The organism is Pseudomonas sp. Y24-6 (genome assembly GCF_020295325.1).
Taxonomy (GTDB): domain Bacteria; phylum Pseudomonadota; class Gammaproteobacteria; order Pseudomonadales; family Pseudomonadaceae; genus Aquipseudomonas; species Aquipseudomonas gregormendelii.
Genome location: NZ_JACBXG010000002.1, coordinates 355281 through 370670, shown reverse-complemented (window position 1 = coordinate 370670; position 15390 = coordinate 355281). Strand labels below are relative to the sequence as shown.

Sequence of the window (15390 nt, the reverse complement as noted above, 5' to 3'; positions counted from 1 at the left end):
GTCAAAAGATCGCAGCCTCGTTGCACTCGACAGCTCCTACAGGGATCGCGGGATCACAGGGATCACAGGATTCCAGGATCACAGGGGTCACAGCGGCCACAGGGCCATGAACAACACGACAATCAGCCAGGTCATGCGTAAGCCAACGATTTCTCGGCCAAGAGCTCTTCATACAGAGCCGCCCACTTGCGCCCCATCTCATCAGCGGTAAACAACTGCCGATACCGCGCCTGCGCGTTTGCCCCCATTTGCGCCGCCAGCGCCGGGTTTTCCCACAGGGTGCGCATCGCCTCACGAAACGCCTGTGGATTACTGGGCGGCACGACCAGCCCGGTTTCATTGTGAATATTGATGTAGCTGGTGCCTGTGCCGATCTCGCTGGAGATCATCGGCTTGCCGTACATCGCGCCTTCAAGCAGCGAAATACCGAACGCTTCAGAGCGCAGGTGAGACGGGAAGACCACCGCGTAACTGAGCTCCAGCAGGGCGACCTTGTCCTCGTCGCCGAGGAAGCCGAGGAAGTGCAGGTTGTGCAGACCCAAGGCCTGGGCCTGGGCCTGAGCATGCAGCTCTTTCTCCAGAGGACCGGCGCCCACGATCACTACCGGATAATTGAGCCCCTGCATGGCGTCGAGCAGGATATGCAGGCCCTTGTAATAACGCATCACTCCAACAAACAGGAAAAACTTGTCGCCCAACTGCTGGCGCCAGCGTTCGGTACGCGGTGCGTCAGGCTGCGGATAACCTGACTTGTCGAGCCCGTAGGTAATGACCCTGGTCTTCTCGCGATAATCCTTCAATACATCACTGGTGTGAAAATAGTTGGGCGAGGCCGCGACGATGCGGTCGGCGCTGTCGAGGAATCGACGCATCAAGGGCCGATAAAGTTTGAGCAAATGACGCTGGCGAATGATGTCCGAGTGATAGCTGACCACGCAGGGTTTCTTGGTGGCCGTGCAGAAATGCACCAGATCCATGAACGGCCAGGGGAAGTGATAATTGACCACGTCGGCTTCGGCTGCCAGCTCGCGAAACTGCTTGAAGACGCTGTAGGAAAAGCCCGTAGAGGCCAGCTGAAAATCCATCCTGGCCTGATGAACCTGATGTTCGCGGATCTGCAACACGCCTGGCGCCGGATTGTTGCTCAGCGTCAGCACCGTGCTCTCGACACCGTGACGGGCGCCGCTTTCGCTCATCTGGAAGATGACTTGTTCGATGCCACCCATGGAGTCGGGCAAATAGGTTTTATAAAAGTGCAGAACTCGCATATCAATCTCCCATAGCCTGGCGGTAGGCGCGGGCCGTGACCTTCGCGCAACGCTCCCAGGAAAAAAGCTTGGCTCGATGCAACCCCGCCGCACGGCAGGCCTGCCAATGCGTCGGGTCTTCGATCAGCCGGGTCATCGCATCACGCAAGGAGTCGGGATCGTCCGGTTGAATGTAATTGCCGGCGTCGGCGGCAACTTCGGGCATGGCCGAGGCACTGGTGAGTATCACTGGGGTACCACTGGCCATGGCTTCCAGTACCGGCAGGCCAAACCCTTCGTACAGGGAAGGGAAGACCAGCGCCCGGGCGCCGGCCAGCAGTTGGGCCAGGTCCTCATCAGGCAGATACCCCAGCAGACACACATGACCGGCGGCAAGGGCTGAGCGCAACTCGTCGTTGAACTGCTCGCGCTGCCAGCCTGCCATGCCGGCAATCAGCAGCGGAAAACGCTGGCGCACGGCTTCGGGCAGTCGGGCATGGGCGCGCAGTGCCAGAGTCAGGTTCTTGCGCGGTTCGAGGGTGCCGACGCACAGGAAATACTCCCGGGCGTCGACCCCGTGAGTTTTGAGCACTTTATCGATGGACTCGTCCGACCTGGGATGGAATCGCGCGGCCACACCAAGCGGCGCAACGACAAAACGCTCGGCTGGCAGTGCGAAATAGTCCTGTGCCTCGTCGGCAATGCATTGTGAGTCCGTCAGAATCAGGCGTGCCTGCTGTACGCCATCGGCCAGGCGCCGCTCGATCTCCCGCAAGCGTGCAGCCGGCTGGGTTTCGGGATAGTGCAGATGTGTCAGGTCGTGCAGGGTGATAACCGTCGGGCCATCGAACGACAACGGCCACAAGCTCGGCTCGTGATACAAATCGATACTCTTGGAATGACGCTGGTCGAACCGTTTCTGCTCCAGCCAGCGCCTTGCCTGATAGGCCCCGGGGATTTGTCGCAACAATGGCGTCAGGCGCGAGTAACCGGGCATTGCGGCTTCGGGAAGCGCCGAACTCCAGCCCCAGCCGTGGAACAATGCCAAATCGACGTCCGGCTCCTGGGCGAGGGCGTTTACCAGTTCGGCGACGTAATGCCCGATACCGGTTCTCGGCGCCTGGAGAATGCGTGCGTTAAGGGCAATGCGCATGTTGGCTCTCAGGCACTTTTGCCACGTTGTGCAGGTTGCGCTCGATGCGCTCCACCAGTTGCGCGCTCGCTTCACGCCAGGACAGCCAGCGCCAGCCTCCAAGGTCGAGCGTTGCCGGGAACACGCCAGTGGTTTCCATGCCGATTATCAGGTCGGCCAGGCTCTGCGGCTTGTCGAGGTCGAAATAGGCCATGTAATCGCCGCCAATTTCGCGAAACACCGGTATGTCGCTGGCCATAGCCGGCAGCCCGCGCTGCATGGCTTCCACCAGCGGCAAGCCAAACCCTTCGACGTAAGAAGGGAAGACGAGCGAAGTGGCGTGGGAGTAAGCATGCTCCAGGCTTCTGTCCGACAGGTCGTTGAACATGAACAACCGTTTGTTCAATTCGGGATGGCGGCGGATACGCTCGACCAGGGCATCGCACTTCCAGCCAATCTTGCCGACGATGCACAACCGGGCCAGCGACCCAACCGCCCAGGCGCGCTCGAACGCATCCAGCAGGTAAGCGTGGTTCTTGCGCGGTTCGATGGTGCTGACCATCAGAAACACCGGCTGCGGCTTTTTGAACATCTCCAGCAGGCCTTGATCGACGGATGAGCGGGCGTCGCTCAAGTCCAGTTCCGAGCCCAGGTGGAAATAGTCGAACCAGCGTTGTGCCACCTGTTCAGTGCCAACCCGGCGCACCATCTCCTGTCGGACCTGATCGCGAATAGTCGTGGAAATCGCCACGTAGCCATCGGCGGTGCGGGCGATCCAGTCGAACCACTCATTGAACACTTTCACCAGGCCCGCGTCGCAGAACTGCGGATGAGTCAGGGGAATCAGGTCGTAGATCACCGACACAATGCCGACACCGTCACGCTTTAGCTGCTCGGCCAGGGGAAAGAAGTTGGCGTGCCAGGACGAGTCCAGCAACACCAGTTGGTCTCCGGCCCGATGCTGCAACGGCACACAACGCTCAGGCACCTTCTGATCTTTGAGCACCCGGTCGAGCACGCGCATTGGCAGGCTCAGGCAGGCGAACGCGGCAAGGCGGCACCCCACGTAAAGTACGCGGCGGGCGAACTTCGACTCGCTGAAAGGGCGACGTCGCTCCAGGGTGCGGTGGCGCAGCCAGAACAGGTTGGCCATCTGTTCGAGCTTCACCCGCAGGCTCATCAGGTCGAGTTTCGGCGTCTCCAGCGGCGCCAGGCTCTTCACCTCGAACAACGCGCCGTTGACCATCACCACGGGAATGCATTCACGGGTGGAATTTGCCGCCGGTAGCTGCTGGATGACGTTGCGCACCACCCGCTGAATGCCTGAGTTGGCGTGAGGATGTTCAAAAACGTAGGTGCATTCCACCAGCAGTCGGGTCATCGCAATTCCTCTGGGTCGGCCACTTCGATAGTGCTGTCGCTGGAGCGGGTAATGCTGGTTTGGGCCTCGAGCCACGAACAGCCGACGAAGTCTTCCCGACGGTTGTTGATCACGTGAAAGACCAGCCCGTAGTCGCGCCACTCGAAGTTGCGGTCCAGGTGCGAGTCCAGGCGCGAGAGGCTCAGGGCCACCGAGTAATTACCCTTGCCCAGGCGCATGTCGAAAGCGAATCGGTAAGTGACGCGCTCGCCGGCGCTCAGGTCGGTGAGGGCCTTGTCGATGCGGTGGGTATTGATGCCGTACATGGGTTGGCCGAGGCGATCCTTGATCATGAACCCAAGGATCAGCCGCTCGATGTCCTGGCGAACTTCGACTTGCACTTCCAGCACCATCGCCTGCCCGACCTCGGCCACTTCCACCGAGCGGCCCTTTGGATCGAGCAGGCGCACGCTGAGAATGCCGGCCTCGCCTGTGCCGGAAATAGTCTGCACCTGGCCGTTGGCAAGCATCTCCTGGCGGACCGTCTGGCCTTCGCGCTGGGCGAGCATCGCGTTGTAGTAGTCCATCACCTCTTCAGGCTTGCCGCGCATGGCCATGCGCCCGTTTTCCAGGAGGATGGCGGTATCGCAGATCGACTGGATCGCCGACCGGTCGTGGGACACGATCAGCAGCGTGGTGCCGGCCTTGCGGAAGTTACGGATGCGGTCGAAGCTTTTGTGCTGGAAGTAGGCGTCACCCACGGACAATGCTTCATCGACGATCAGGATATCCGGACGGCGCGCCGTAGCAACGCTGAACGCCAGGCGCATCTGCATGCCGCTTGAATAGGTACGGACCGGCTGGTCGATGGCCTCGCCAATTTCGGCAAAACTTTCGATTTCCGGCATCAGCGCCTCAATTTCCTCGACCTGCATGCCGAGCAGTTGGCCCGCCATGAAGGTGTTCTGGCGCCCGGTGAAATCCGGGTGGAAACCCATGCCCAGCTCCAGCAGCGCGGCGACTCGACCTTGCAGCTTGATCTCGCCACAGGTGGCCTGGGTGGTGCCGGTGATCATCTTCAACAAGGTACTTTTGCCAGCGCCGTTGACCCCGACAATGCCAACGGCTTCGCCGGGCTGGATCTCGAAGTCGACACCCTGCAGCACCCAGTGCAGGTGATGGCGGGTAGGGGAGAACGGCACCAGCCACTCGAATAGCCGGCTCCAGCGATTCGGGTATTGCTTATAGGCCTTGCCCAGGCCACTGACGCGTATATGTCCCATCAGAGCTCATCCACCATTTCACCAACACGCTGGCGGAAAAGCCGCAGCCCCATCACGCAGAACAACAGCCCGATCACCACCAGCGGGAGCAGCGAGCTCCAGTTAGGCCATTGGTTGTAGAGGAACAGGTTCTGGTAACTGTTCATCAACGCCGTCATCGGGTTCAGCTCGATAACGCGCTGGATGCCCGGCGGCAGGATCGACAGCGGGTACACGATCGGTGTCAGCCAGAACCAGAATTGCAGGCAGATGCCGAAAAATTGCCCGACGTCGCGGAAGAACACATTGAGCACCCCGAGGATCATCCCCAGTCCGGCGGCGAACATCACCTGCAGCATCAGCAGCGGTATCAGGGCCAGCAACGCCATGCCCGGAAGCCGTCCGCTGATCAGCAGAAAGCCGAGGAACAACCCCAGAATGATCGCGAAATTGATCCCGGCATTGAGCAGCACGATCACCGGCAGGCAGATGCGCGGGAAGCTGATTTTCTTCAGCAGGTTGGCGTTTTCCAGAAACATGCTCTGGCTGCGGGTGGTGATCTCGGCGAACAGACCCCAGGTCAGCAGGCCGGCGCAAAGGTAAACGCTATAGGCAAGGCCATCATCCACGCCCGGCAGGCGGGCGCGCATGATGGTGGAGAAGATGACCGTGTAGACCACGATCATCGACAGCGGGTTGAGCACGGTCCACAAGGCCCCAAACAGCGAATTGCGATAACGCGCCTGAAACTCTCTTTTGACGCTGCCGAGGATAAAACCCCGGTAACTCCACAACGATTGGTAAAGATTACGCAGCATTCAAACCGTCCGGCCGTATTGATCTTCGAAGCGGACGATATCGTCCTCTCCCAGGTATTCGCCGCTCTGCACTTCGATGATCACCAGGTCGATCACCCCGGGGTTTTCCAGGCGATGCTTGTGGCCGGCGGCAATGAAAGTCGATTCGTTCTTGGCCACCAGGTGAGTGCCGGTGCCATTGTTGGTGACCTTGGCCATGCCTTCGACCACCACCCAGTGTTCATTGCGATGGTGGTGCATCTGCAGGGACAACTTGGCACCAGGCTTGACCACGATGCGTTTGATCTTGAAGCGTGGACCTTCCTCGAGCACCGTGTACGTGCCCCATGGCCGGCTGACCGTGCGGTGCAGGCGATAGGCTTCGTGCTTCTTGTCCTTGAGTTGCTTGGCCACCTGGCGCACATCCTGGGCACGGTCGGCATGAGCCACCAGGACCGCGTCGGCGGTGTCGATGATGATCAGGTTTTCCACGCCAACGGTGGCCACCAGGCGATCTTCGCTCTGCACGAAGTTATGGTGACTGTCGATGAAGATGGCTTCGCCTGTGGCACGGTTGTGCTGCGCGTCCGCCGGCACCAGGGCGGCGATTGCGCCCCAGGAGCCGATGTCGCTCCAGTCGAAACGGGCGGGCACCACCACCACCTTGTCAGAGCGCTCCATCAACGCGTAGTCGATGGAAATGTCCATGATCTCGCCAAACAGCGCAGGCGATAGCTCCTGCTGCAGGCCGCCGGCGGTTTCCACTGCAGCACTGGCTGCCATGCAGGTCCTGGCCTGTTCCAGCAGTGTAGGGGCGTGGGTTTCCAATTCCGCCAGGACAGTGGCGACCGAGAAGCAGAACATCCCTGAATTCCACAGGAAGTTGCCGCTTTCAAGGTAATGAGTAGCGGTCTGCAGGTCGGGTTTTTCAACGAAACGCTGCACACGGGCGGCGCCATTTTCGTCCAGCGGTGCGCCGGTCTCGATGTAGCCAAACCCTGTTTCCGGTGCCGTCGGCACCACTCCGAAGGTCACCAGGTGACCGGACCGGGCCAGAGCCACCGCATGTTCGACAGCTTGTTTCAGGGCTTCTTCGTTGACGATCAGGTGATCGGCGGGCATGACCAGCATGATCGCCTCGTCACCATGCAGTGCCTGCAGCGAGAGGGCGGCCGCCGCGATTGCCGGAGCGGTATTGCGCCCGGTCGGCTCCAGCAGAAAGTGCCCGCGATGCCTGCCCAGTTGTGCGTCCTGATAGTGATCCTTGCTCTGGAAGTAGTAGTCGCGATTGGTCACCGTCACGATGTCGCCCCAGCCGTCCAGCAACGCCGCAGCACGACGATAGGTCTTGCCGAGTAACGACTGGCCGTCCGGCAACATCATGAAGGGTTTCGGCTGGCCTTCTCGCGATACCGGCCACAACCGCGTACCAGCACCACCGGAAAGAATCACGGGAATCAGCATTGGCCTACTCCTTGGCGACGCGTTTCATGTCCGCATCCATCATCATGCGGATCAAGGTATCCAGGTCGGTTTTTGGTTTCCATCCCAGCACTCGTTGAGCCTTGGCCGGGTTGCCGAGCAGCACTTCGACTTCGGCCGGGCGGAAGAATGCCGGGTCGATCTTCACGAAGTCACGGTAGTTCAGGTCGACGTGTTCGAAGGCAATCCGGCACATTTCGCGCACTGTGGTGGTTACCCCCGTGGCGACCACGAAGTCATCGGGTTTGTCCTGTTGCAACATCAACCACATGGCTTCGACGTAGTCGCCGGCAAAACCCCAGTCGCGCTTGGCGTCGATGTTGCCCAGGCGCAGTTCCTGCTGTTTGCCCTGCTTGATGCGAGCGGCTGCGTCGGTGACCTTGCGCGTCACGAATTCGATGCCACGCAGCGGTGATTCGTGGTTGAACAGGATGCCGCTGCTGGCGTGCAGGTTGTAGCTCTCGCGATAGTTCACGGTGATCCAGTGGCCATAGAGCTTGGCCACGCCGTAAGGGCTGCGCGGGTAAAACGGCGTATTTTCGTCCTGCTGCTCCGCCTGGATCAGGCCAAACATTTCGCTGGTGGATGCTTGGTAGAAACGGGTATGCGGGCTGAACTGGTGGATCGCTTCAAGCAGGTGCGTGACGCCCAACCCGTCGACAATGCCGGTGGTTACCGGTTGCGACCAGGAGGCGGCAACAAAACTCTGTGCGGCCAGGTTGTAGACCTCGTCCGGCGCCGATTTGATCACTGCGCGCTGGATCGAGCAGGCATCGGCCATGTCGCCGTCCAGGTAAACGATGTCGGCCTCGACCCCCATTTCGCGCAGTCGCCAGCGTGCGTCGCTGCTGCGCCGCGCAACCAGGCCGTGAACTTTATAGCCCTTGTCGAGCAACAGTTTGGCCAGATAAGCGCCGTCCTGTCCGGTGATCCCTGTGATCAGTGCACTTTTTGTCATTCTTGTCTTACCCGTATCTCCCAGTCGGACAGGGTCGCCCGCAGGGTTTGTTGTGTAGTGATTTGCGGCGCCCAACCGGTGGTCTGGGCCAGCCTTGCATGACTGCCGCATACCCGTCGCTGATCCGCGCGGCGCATTCTGGCGGGGTCTTGAACCAGTTGCAGGTCGACTTGCGCGAGGTCACCCAGCTGTTCGATCAGGCTGCGAATGCTCTGCTCGCGCCCCGAGCACACGTTGTAGACCTGCCCGGGCGTACCTTTTTCCAGCAAGGCCAGGTAAGCGGAGATCACGTCGCTCACGTCGAGGAAGTCGCGCGTGACGTCGATGTCACCGACTTCCAGTTGCGGCGCTTGCAGGCCTTGTTTGATCCGATTGATCTGGCGGGCGGCGCTGGCGATGACAAAATTTTCTTTCTGGCCAGTGCCGATGTGGTTGAACGGGCGGGCGACCAGTACCGGCCAGCCTTCGCTCAAACCCCATTGCAGACTCAGGAACTCTGCCGACAGTTTGCTCACGGCATACGGATTGCGCGGGCAGGGCGGTTGCAGTTCGGTGATGGGCAAATGCTCTTCGCTGACCTGGCCGTAGACGTCGCCGGAGCTGACGTACAGGACCGTGCCGGTGAAGCCGCGAGCCTTGAGGGCTTGCAGCAGGTTCAGCGTACCGAGCAAGTTGATATTCAGTGTGCGCGCCGGATCACGGAACGCTTCGGGTACGAAGGTCTGGCCGGCCAGGTGAATGACCGCATCCGGCAGCTCCGGCCACAGGCCTTCAAGGCTCTGCGGGTCTGCGAGATCATAGCGGGCAGGGACGGTCAGCAGCTCCCACTGCGCGGAATCAGCCAGCAGGCGGGATTGGATGTGTTGTCCTACGAATCCGCTGAGACCCGTAACGAACAAACGCTTTTTCAAACAGCAGCCCCTTGGTCATACATTTTCGTCCATTCCCCACAGGCTTGTCGGAGATATCTGACGGACCGGGTCGATTACTTGGTCGAAAGACTGGCGAAAAAATTTTGTTGTAGTTGTTTGGTTGCCAATCTGTGCCAATTGCGCGGTAATTTCAACAGGTCCAACCGTGACTGATCAGTTCTGGTCCGCGTAGCCCGATTTATTCTCGTCGGGCGGTTCACGAATCCTCAACGGATGTGTTTAGAATGCCCCTCGTCACGATGACTCAAGGTTCGGCAGCGCCGCTGTGAAACTGCGAGGAACTGACCATTAAAACAAGAACGAAGACGGGCACGAAGACGATGGACGAGGGCTGGCAAATGCTGCCCCGATCCTTGGCTTCTCCGTCACACAGTGAGGTTGCCGGGATGGCGATCTCACCATGGGATGCCATGAATTTCATTCTCTACTCCGACGTCAACGACAGCTCCATCAGCCAGAGTCTCGGTCGTCCCGAGTACAGTTACTATTTTGTGCTCAAGGCCTATCGACCCTTGTTCGAAAGCCTTGGGCAGGTTCACGTCGTAGCCTCGACCGCCGAAGTGGATCCGCTCTATCGGCAGTTGCAGCAAGCGGGGCAGGATAGCCTGTTCATTTCGTTTGCACCGCCGCACAAGACCCCGACCGATGTTCAATGCCCGATGGTGTGTGTGGTTGCCTGGGAATTCGACACCATTCCCGCCGAGTACTGGGACAACGATCCGCGCCAGGACTGGAGCCAGACACTGGCGCGCCTGGGTCGGGTGATTACCTTGTCCACCCACACTGCCGAAGCCATCCGCCGAACCCTGGGTGCCGATTTTCCAGTGCTCGTATTGCCGACGCCTTTGTGGGAACGCTTTGCCGAGGTGCGCCAGCAGTATCCTGGCACTCCGGTGAACCCGGGAACCACACTGCAGATCAAGGGCTGCATACTCGACAGCCATGTGATGGGCTTGTCCGCCGATGGCCTGCTTGGACCGCAGATTGTAGAGTCAGTGGCGCAGATCGAGCCTGAGCCGGAAGAAGTAGTACCGGAGCCGCCACCGCCACCGCCACCGCAATTGACCATCCGCCGCCGCGCATTTATTACCCGGCACTACGTGCGTGAAGTCTACCGGGCACTCAAGCACAACCTGCTGCTGTGGTATCGCGAAGCCGCGCGCGATCTGGTGCCGGACGCCGTTCGCCCCTGGCTCGCAAGGCTTCGCAAGCAGGCACTGCCAGTGCAACCACTGCCAGTTGCACCCGAGGTTGCCGAGCCAGTCGAACCAGTCGAACCGGCGCCATCCGCTTTGCCCGATACCACCACGACGGTATCCATCGATGTCAGTGGTGTGGTGTATGTCAGCGTGTTCAACCCCGATGACGGGCGCAAGAACTGGCACCATCTGATCACCGCATTTTGCTGGGCATTGCGCGATGCACCAGACGCTACGCTCGTACTGAAGATGACCCAGAACGACCTCTCGACCTATTACGTCGAGCTCATGACTTTGCTCTCGCAACTGTCACCATTCGCCTGTCGAGTGGTGGTCATGCATGGTTATCTGCAGGATGAAGAATTTGCGCGGTTGTACGGGGCGGCGAGTTTCTACGTCAACGCATCTCGCTGCGAAGGCCTGTGCTTGCCGCTGATGGAATTCATGTCGTGCGCCCGGCCCGTTATCGCCCCGGACCACACCGCAATGCGAGACTACATCGACGATCGCGTGGCCTTTGTTGTGAAGTCCAGTCGCGAGCCGACGATCTGGCCGGAAGACGCGCGCATCCTCTACCGGACCCTGCGCCATCGTCCGGATTGGGGCTCGTTGAAAACCGCTTATGCACAGAGTTACGCCATGGCCAAAGACCAGCCGCAGACCTGGCATGCCATGGCCGACGCCGCCAGCGAGCGAATGCGCGACTACTGCAGTTTTACGCCAGTGCAGCAGCGCCTGGCGCAGTTCTTCGGGCAGGCCCCGGTCATCGCCGTGACGCCAGCGGCCGCCAAGACGGGGACAGCAGCATGCTGATCATCATTCATTCGGAAACCAACAAGAGCAACATCCAGCAGAACCTGGGCCGGCCCGAGTACAGCTACTACTTCGTGCTCAAGGAGTTTCGCCCGGTGCTGGAACGACTGGGCCAGGTGATCGAGGTCAGCGACCCTGACGAGTTGGTCGACCGTCTGTATCAAGATTGCCAGAGCAGGGGAGAGGATTGTGTGTTCCTGTCCTTCTCACCACCGCACCGCACACCCATCCGCTATGCCTGCCCGACCATTGCAGTGTTCGCCTGGGAGTTCAGCACCATCCCCACTGAAAGCTGGCATGGGGAACCGCGGCATGACTGGCGGGTGGTACTGGCGGCCAGCGGCATGGCGATCACTCATTCGAGCTTCACCGTAAAGGCCGTTCGCGATGTGATGGGGCCCGAGTATCCGATCAGCGCGATTCCGGCGCCGGTCTGGGATCGCTTTGCCGCGCGTGGCGAGCACTTGTTCAAGCGCCCGGTCGCTGAAGGGATTCGCCTGAACCTGCGCGGCCTGATGATCGACAGTCGTACCGCAGATCTGCGCCCTTACGGACCGGAGCGCTTGCGCGAAGGCACGCCGATCGCGTTCGACGGACCGGTGCGCGATTGCAAGTTGCTGCTTGATGGCGTGGTCTACACCTCGGTCTTCAACCCCTACGACGGGCGCAAGAACTGGAAGGACATGATCAGTGCGTTTTGCAGCACCTTCCGCGAGTCGGCCGACGCGACCCTGGTGCTCAAGCTCACTCACCATGACATCGCCGATGCACTCAACGACATGCTGCACCACGTCTACAAGAATCAGACCTATCAGTGCCGCATCGTGCTGATCCATGGCTACCTCGCAGACCTCGACTATGAACGCCTGGTAGAGGCCACCAGCTACGTCGTCAATTGCTCCTACGGCGAAGGCCAGTGCCTGCCGTTGATGGAATTCATGTCGTGCGGCAAGCCGGCGATTGCGCCGCTGAACACTGCGATGGCCGACTACGTGGACAGTGACAACGCGTTCATCGTCGACTCGACAGAAGAACTGACCGCCTGGCCGCACGATCCCCGGGCGGCATTTCGTACTCTGCGTTACACCACTGATTGGGACTCGCTGTGCGCTGCCTATCGGGCCAGCTACGACGTCGCGAAAAACGATGTCGGGCGGTATGAAAGGATGTCGGCCCATGCTGTCAGTCGACTTCAGGGTTTCTGTAGCCAGGCCAGCACCGAACAGCGCCTGCAGGCGTTCTTCGAACAGCTGCTGGAGCGGCGCAAAGCACTGACCTTGCAAGCGTCCAGCGCATGATTCGCCGTCTGTTGGCGAAGCTCTGGCCGGCACCGTCGGCGCCTTCGACCGTGCCCCAAAGCCCGGTATCGCCCAGGGACGTCGGTTTGCACGATGCAGTACTCGATGGCTGGTTCCTCGGCGAAACCGGCGAGTTGCTCAAGGGTTTTGCCATTAACGCCGACGACACGCTGCTGGATGTCGGATGCGGCGAAGGTGTGGCGACCTTGTTCGCGGTTCGACAGGGCGCCTCGGTGATCTTCACCGACAGCGAGCACGACAAGGTGCGTGACCTGGCCCGCCAAGTGGCCGCGCAATCGAGCCAGGCCAATCTGGGGCTGGTCAGCAACAGCTTGCCGCTGCCGCTGGCCGACGGTTGCGCAAGCAAAATCGTGTGCATGGAAGTGCTCGAACACATCGACCAACCTGAACCCTTCATGGCTGAACTGGTGCGCATGGGGCGTCCCGGGGCGCTGTATCTGCTAAGCGTTCCAGCACCGGTGGGCGAGCATTTGCAAAAGGGCATCGCTCCCGCCAGTTATTTCCAGACACCCAATCATGTGCAGATTTTCACCCCCGAACGGTTCGCCACCCTGGTGGAGGAGGCGGGCCTGGTCATCGAGCATCGTCAGGCCAGCGGGTTTTTCTGGGTGATGGGCATGATCTTTTTCTGGGCGAGCGAGAGGGCTGCCGGACGTGACGTGGGTGGCGCGGTTCGCGACCGTATCCAGGCGCCGTATCCGCCGTTGATGGAGAGCTGGGCGAAAACCTGGCAGGACCTGCTGTCGCACCCCGACGGCCTGGCGATCAAGCAGATGCTTGACCGGTTCATGCCCAAGAGCCAGGTCATCATTGCCCGCAAACCGATGGATACCGTGGCACGTCCAGGAGGACACCATGAGTAGCAGTAAGCGCATCATGGATATCGAGTTGCTTCGCGGCATTGCGGTACTGGGCGTTTTGTTTCACCACCTGCAGGACAGCCTGTTCGCGGCGAGTGTTCCGCTGCTGCAACGCATCACCCTGTACACGCAGCCGTGGTGGGGCGTTGATTTATTCTTCGCCATCTCCGGCTTCGTCATCGCGCGTAGCCTGATCCCGGCGCTGCAAGGTTGCAGCACGCGGCAGGAATACTGGCAGGAAACCCGCAACTTCTGGCTGCGGCGGGCCTTTCGTTTGTTGCCGTCAGCCTGGTTATGGCTGGCGCTGATGTTGCTGGCGTGCCTGTTCCTCAACCGGTCCGGCGCGTTCGGCACCCTGCAGGCGAATCTGCAGGCGACCCTGGCCGGCATTGCCCAGTACGCCAACTTTCGCTTCGCCGACAGTTTTTACAATTACGAATATGGCACCAGTTTCGTGTACTGGAGTCTGTCGTTGGAGGAGCAGTTCTACCTGCTGTTCCCCTTGCTGATTTTGCTCTGTCGCAAATACCTGGCTTGGGCGCTAGTCCTGTTGGTGGCGGTGCAACTGTTCACTTTGCGCACGCCGATATTGATGGTGATCAGAACAGATGCGCTGGCCCTCGGCGTGCTGCTGGCCATCTGGAGCGCGCAGCCTTCCTACCGACGCTGGGAACCGACATTCCTGCGCCGTCCCTGGGCTGGTCTGGCCGCATTGCTCGCGGTGTCGCTGGTGCTGGGTTTCATCGCCACTGATCGCTTCACGTTCACCCATTCCCGTATTGGCGTGATTGCACTGCTGTGTGCGTTGCTGGTCTGGATCGCTTCCTACAATCGCGACTACCTGATGCCCGGCTGTCTGATCAAAAGCCTGATGACCTGGGTGGGCAGCCGTTCCTACGGGATTTACCTGATCCACATCCCGGCTTATCTGCTGGTGCGCGAAGGCATCTTTCGTTTGCAGGCAGCCAACTTGCCGAACCCTGGCGGACACCCGATCCTTACATTGTTGATCGCCTTCGGGTTGATCGCGGTTTTAAGTGAACTCAACTATCGCTTTGTCGAAATGCCCATGCGCCGTCGTGGCGTATCGCTGGTGCAGCGCCTGAGCTTGCCCCCAAACGCCGTCCCATCCTCTGGAGCAACCTCATGCTGAGACTGTTGAAGAAACTCGCGGCGGGCGCGCCTCCCGCGCAACCGGTGCCGGAGCCGACACCGGTGGCCGCAGCACCCGAAAAGGTCGATCCGTACATGCTCGGCCTGCATGACGCGATGCTCAGTGGCTGGTTCAATCAGCAAACCGGCGAGCTGTTCACCGGCTTCCCGGTCACTCCGCAAGACACCTTGCTGGACGTTGGCTGCGGTGACGGCGGTAACGTGCATTTCTGCGCAATGCGCGGGGCTAATATCATCATCGCCGATATCGACGCGGCCAAGGTCGAGGCGACCCGGCAACGCCTGGCAGATACACCGGCTCGGAGCATTGAGTGCCACGTCACCGATTGCAACCCGTTGCCCATTGCTGACGAAACCGCGACTCGAGTGGTCTCCACTGAAGTAATCGAGCACGTCGATGACCCTGCGCAGTTTCTTGCCGAACTGGTACGGGTCGGCAAACCGGGAGCGCTCTATCTGCTCAGCGTGCCGCATCCAAGTTCCGAAGACCTGCAAAAAGACATCGCCGCGCCCGAGTACTTTCAGAAGCCCAATCACATTCGCATCATCAGCGAAGACCAATTCAAGGCAATGGTCAGCGACGCGGGTCTGGAAGTGATCAGCCATAGCCAATACGGTTTTTACTGGTCGATGTGGATGCTTCTGTTCTGGGAGGCCAAAGTGGACTTCAGCAATGCGGACCATCCTTTGCTCAATCACTGGGCCGATACCTGGCAGGCAATTCTCGCTTCGCCTCGGGGTGCACAGATCAAACAGGCCCTGGATGCGGTCGTGGCCAAGAGTCAGGTGATCATTGCGCGTAAGCCCTGATCCCACAGGATTCTGTGTACCCTGCAACCCTGTGTTGGAAAGGATG

The 15390-nt window shown here is 60.1% G+C and carries 13 protein-coding genes; 5 read left to right on the top strand and 8 right to left on the bottom strand.

Annotated elements, in window-relative coordinates:
• Positions 1-131 precede the first annotated feature (131 nt).
• The 8 genes from HYI44_RS05435 to HYI44_RS05400 are packed head-to-tail and all read right to left on the bottom strand — an operon-like array spanning position 132 to position 9149.
• Positions 132-1268 (bottom strand): glycosyltransferase family 4 protein, encoded by a 1137-nt coding sequence (locus HYI44_RS05435; RefSeq protein WP_225568925.1) that lies wholly within the window; start codon positions 1266-1268, stop codon positions 132-134.
• A gap of 1 nt (position 1269) precedes the next feature.
• Entirely contained in the window at positions 1270-2400 is a 1131-nt protein-coding gene (locus HYI44_RS05430) for a glycosyltransferase family 4 protein (RefSeq protein ID WP_122840928.1), read from the bottom strand.
• Positions 2384-3760, bottom strand: coding sequence for a glycosyltransferase family 4 protein (locus tag HYI44_RS05425; RefSeq protein WP_225568924.1), 1377 nt, complete (start codon positions 3758-3760; stop codon positions 2384-2386). The genes HYI44_RS05430 and HYI44_RS05425 overlap by 17 nt, the downstream gene beginning before the upstream one ends.
• Complete coding sequence (locus tag HYI44_RS05420; RefSeq protein ID WP_225568923.1) at positions 3757-5022, bottom strand: ABC transporter ATP-binding protein; 1266 nt, start codon at positions 5020-5022, stop codon at positions 3757-3759. The genes HYI44_RS05425 and HYI44_RS05420 overlap by 4 nt, the downstream gene beginning before the upstream one ends.
• Positions 5022-5819, bottom strand: a complete 798-nt coding sequence (locus tag HYI44_RS05415) for an ABC transporter permease (protein ID WP_122840931.1) — start codon at positions 5817-5819, stop codon at positions 5022-5024. Before HYI44_RS05415 ends, HYI44_RS05420 begins: the two co-directional genes overlap by 1 nt.
• On the bottom strand, positions 5820-7262 hold the full coding sequence (locus tag HYI44_RS05410) for a mannose-1-phosphate guanylyltransferase/mannose-6-phosphate isomerase (protein WP_122840932.1): 1443 nt from the start codon (positions 7260-7262) through the stop codon (positions 5820-5822). It abuts the gene before it with no gap.
• Between the two features lie 4 nt (positions 7263-7266).
• Positions 7267-8238 carry a GDP-mannose 4,6-dehydratase gene (gene gmd, locus HYI44_RS05405; RefSeq protein ID WP_122840933.1) on the bottom strand — a complete coding sequence of 324 codons (972 nt, stop codon included), beginning with the start codon at positions 8236-8238 and terminating at the stop codon, positions 7267-7269.
• Positions 8235-9149, bottom strand: a complete 915-nt coding sequence (locus HYI44_RS05400) for a GDP-mannose 4,6-dehydratase (RefSeq protein WP_225568922.1) — start codon at positions 9147-9149, stop codon at positions 8235-8237. The genes gmd and HYI44_RS05400 overlap by 4 nt, the downstream gene beginning before the upstream one ends.
• Before the next feature lie 431 nt (positions 9150-9580).
• Here HYI44_RS05400 and HYI44_RS05395 point away from each other — a divergent pair, with 431 nt between their 5' ends.
• From HYI44_RS05395 to HYI44_RS05375, 5 genes are read left to right on the top strand one after another with little or no spacing between them, the layout of a single operon-like run.
• Entirely contained in the window at positions 9581-11182 is a 1602-nt protein-coding gene (locus HYI44_RS05395) for a glycosyltransferase (RefSeq protein WP_225568989.1), read from the top strand.
• Positions 11176-12480: a glycosyltransferase gene (locus HYI44_RS05390; RefSeq protein ID WP_225568921.1), complete on the top strand. Its 1305-nt coding sequence runs from the start codon at positions 11176-11178 to the stop codon at positions 12478-12480. Before HYI44_RS05395 ends, HYI44_RS05390 begins: the two co-directional genes overlap by 7 nt.
• Entirely contained in the window at positions 12477-13364 is an 888-nt protein-coding gene (locus tag HYI44_RS05385; protein ID WP_122840937.1) for a class I SAM-dependent methyltransferase, read from the top strand. Before HYI44_RS05390 ends, HYI44_RS05385 begins: the two co-directional genes overlap by 4 nt.
• Positions 13357-14514: an acyltransferase family protein gene (locus tag HYI44_RS05380; RefSeq protein ID WP_225568920.1), complete on the top strand. Its 1158-nt coding sequence runs from the start codon at positions 13357-13359 to the stop codon at positions 14512-14514. Before HYI44_RS05385 ends, HYI44_RS05380 begins: the two co-directional genes overlap by 8 nt.
• Positions 14508-15344, top strand: a complete 837-nt coding sequence (locus tag HYI44_RS05375) for a class I SAM-dependent methyltransferase (RefSeq protein WP_225568919.1) — start codon at positions 14508-14510, stop codon at positions 15342-15344. The genes HYI44_RS05380 and HYI44_RS05375 overlap by 7 nt, the downstream gene beginning before the upstream one ends.
• Positions 15345-15390: the final 46 nt, after the last annotated feature.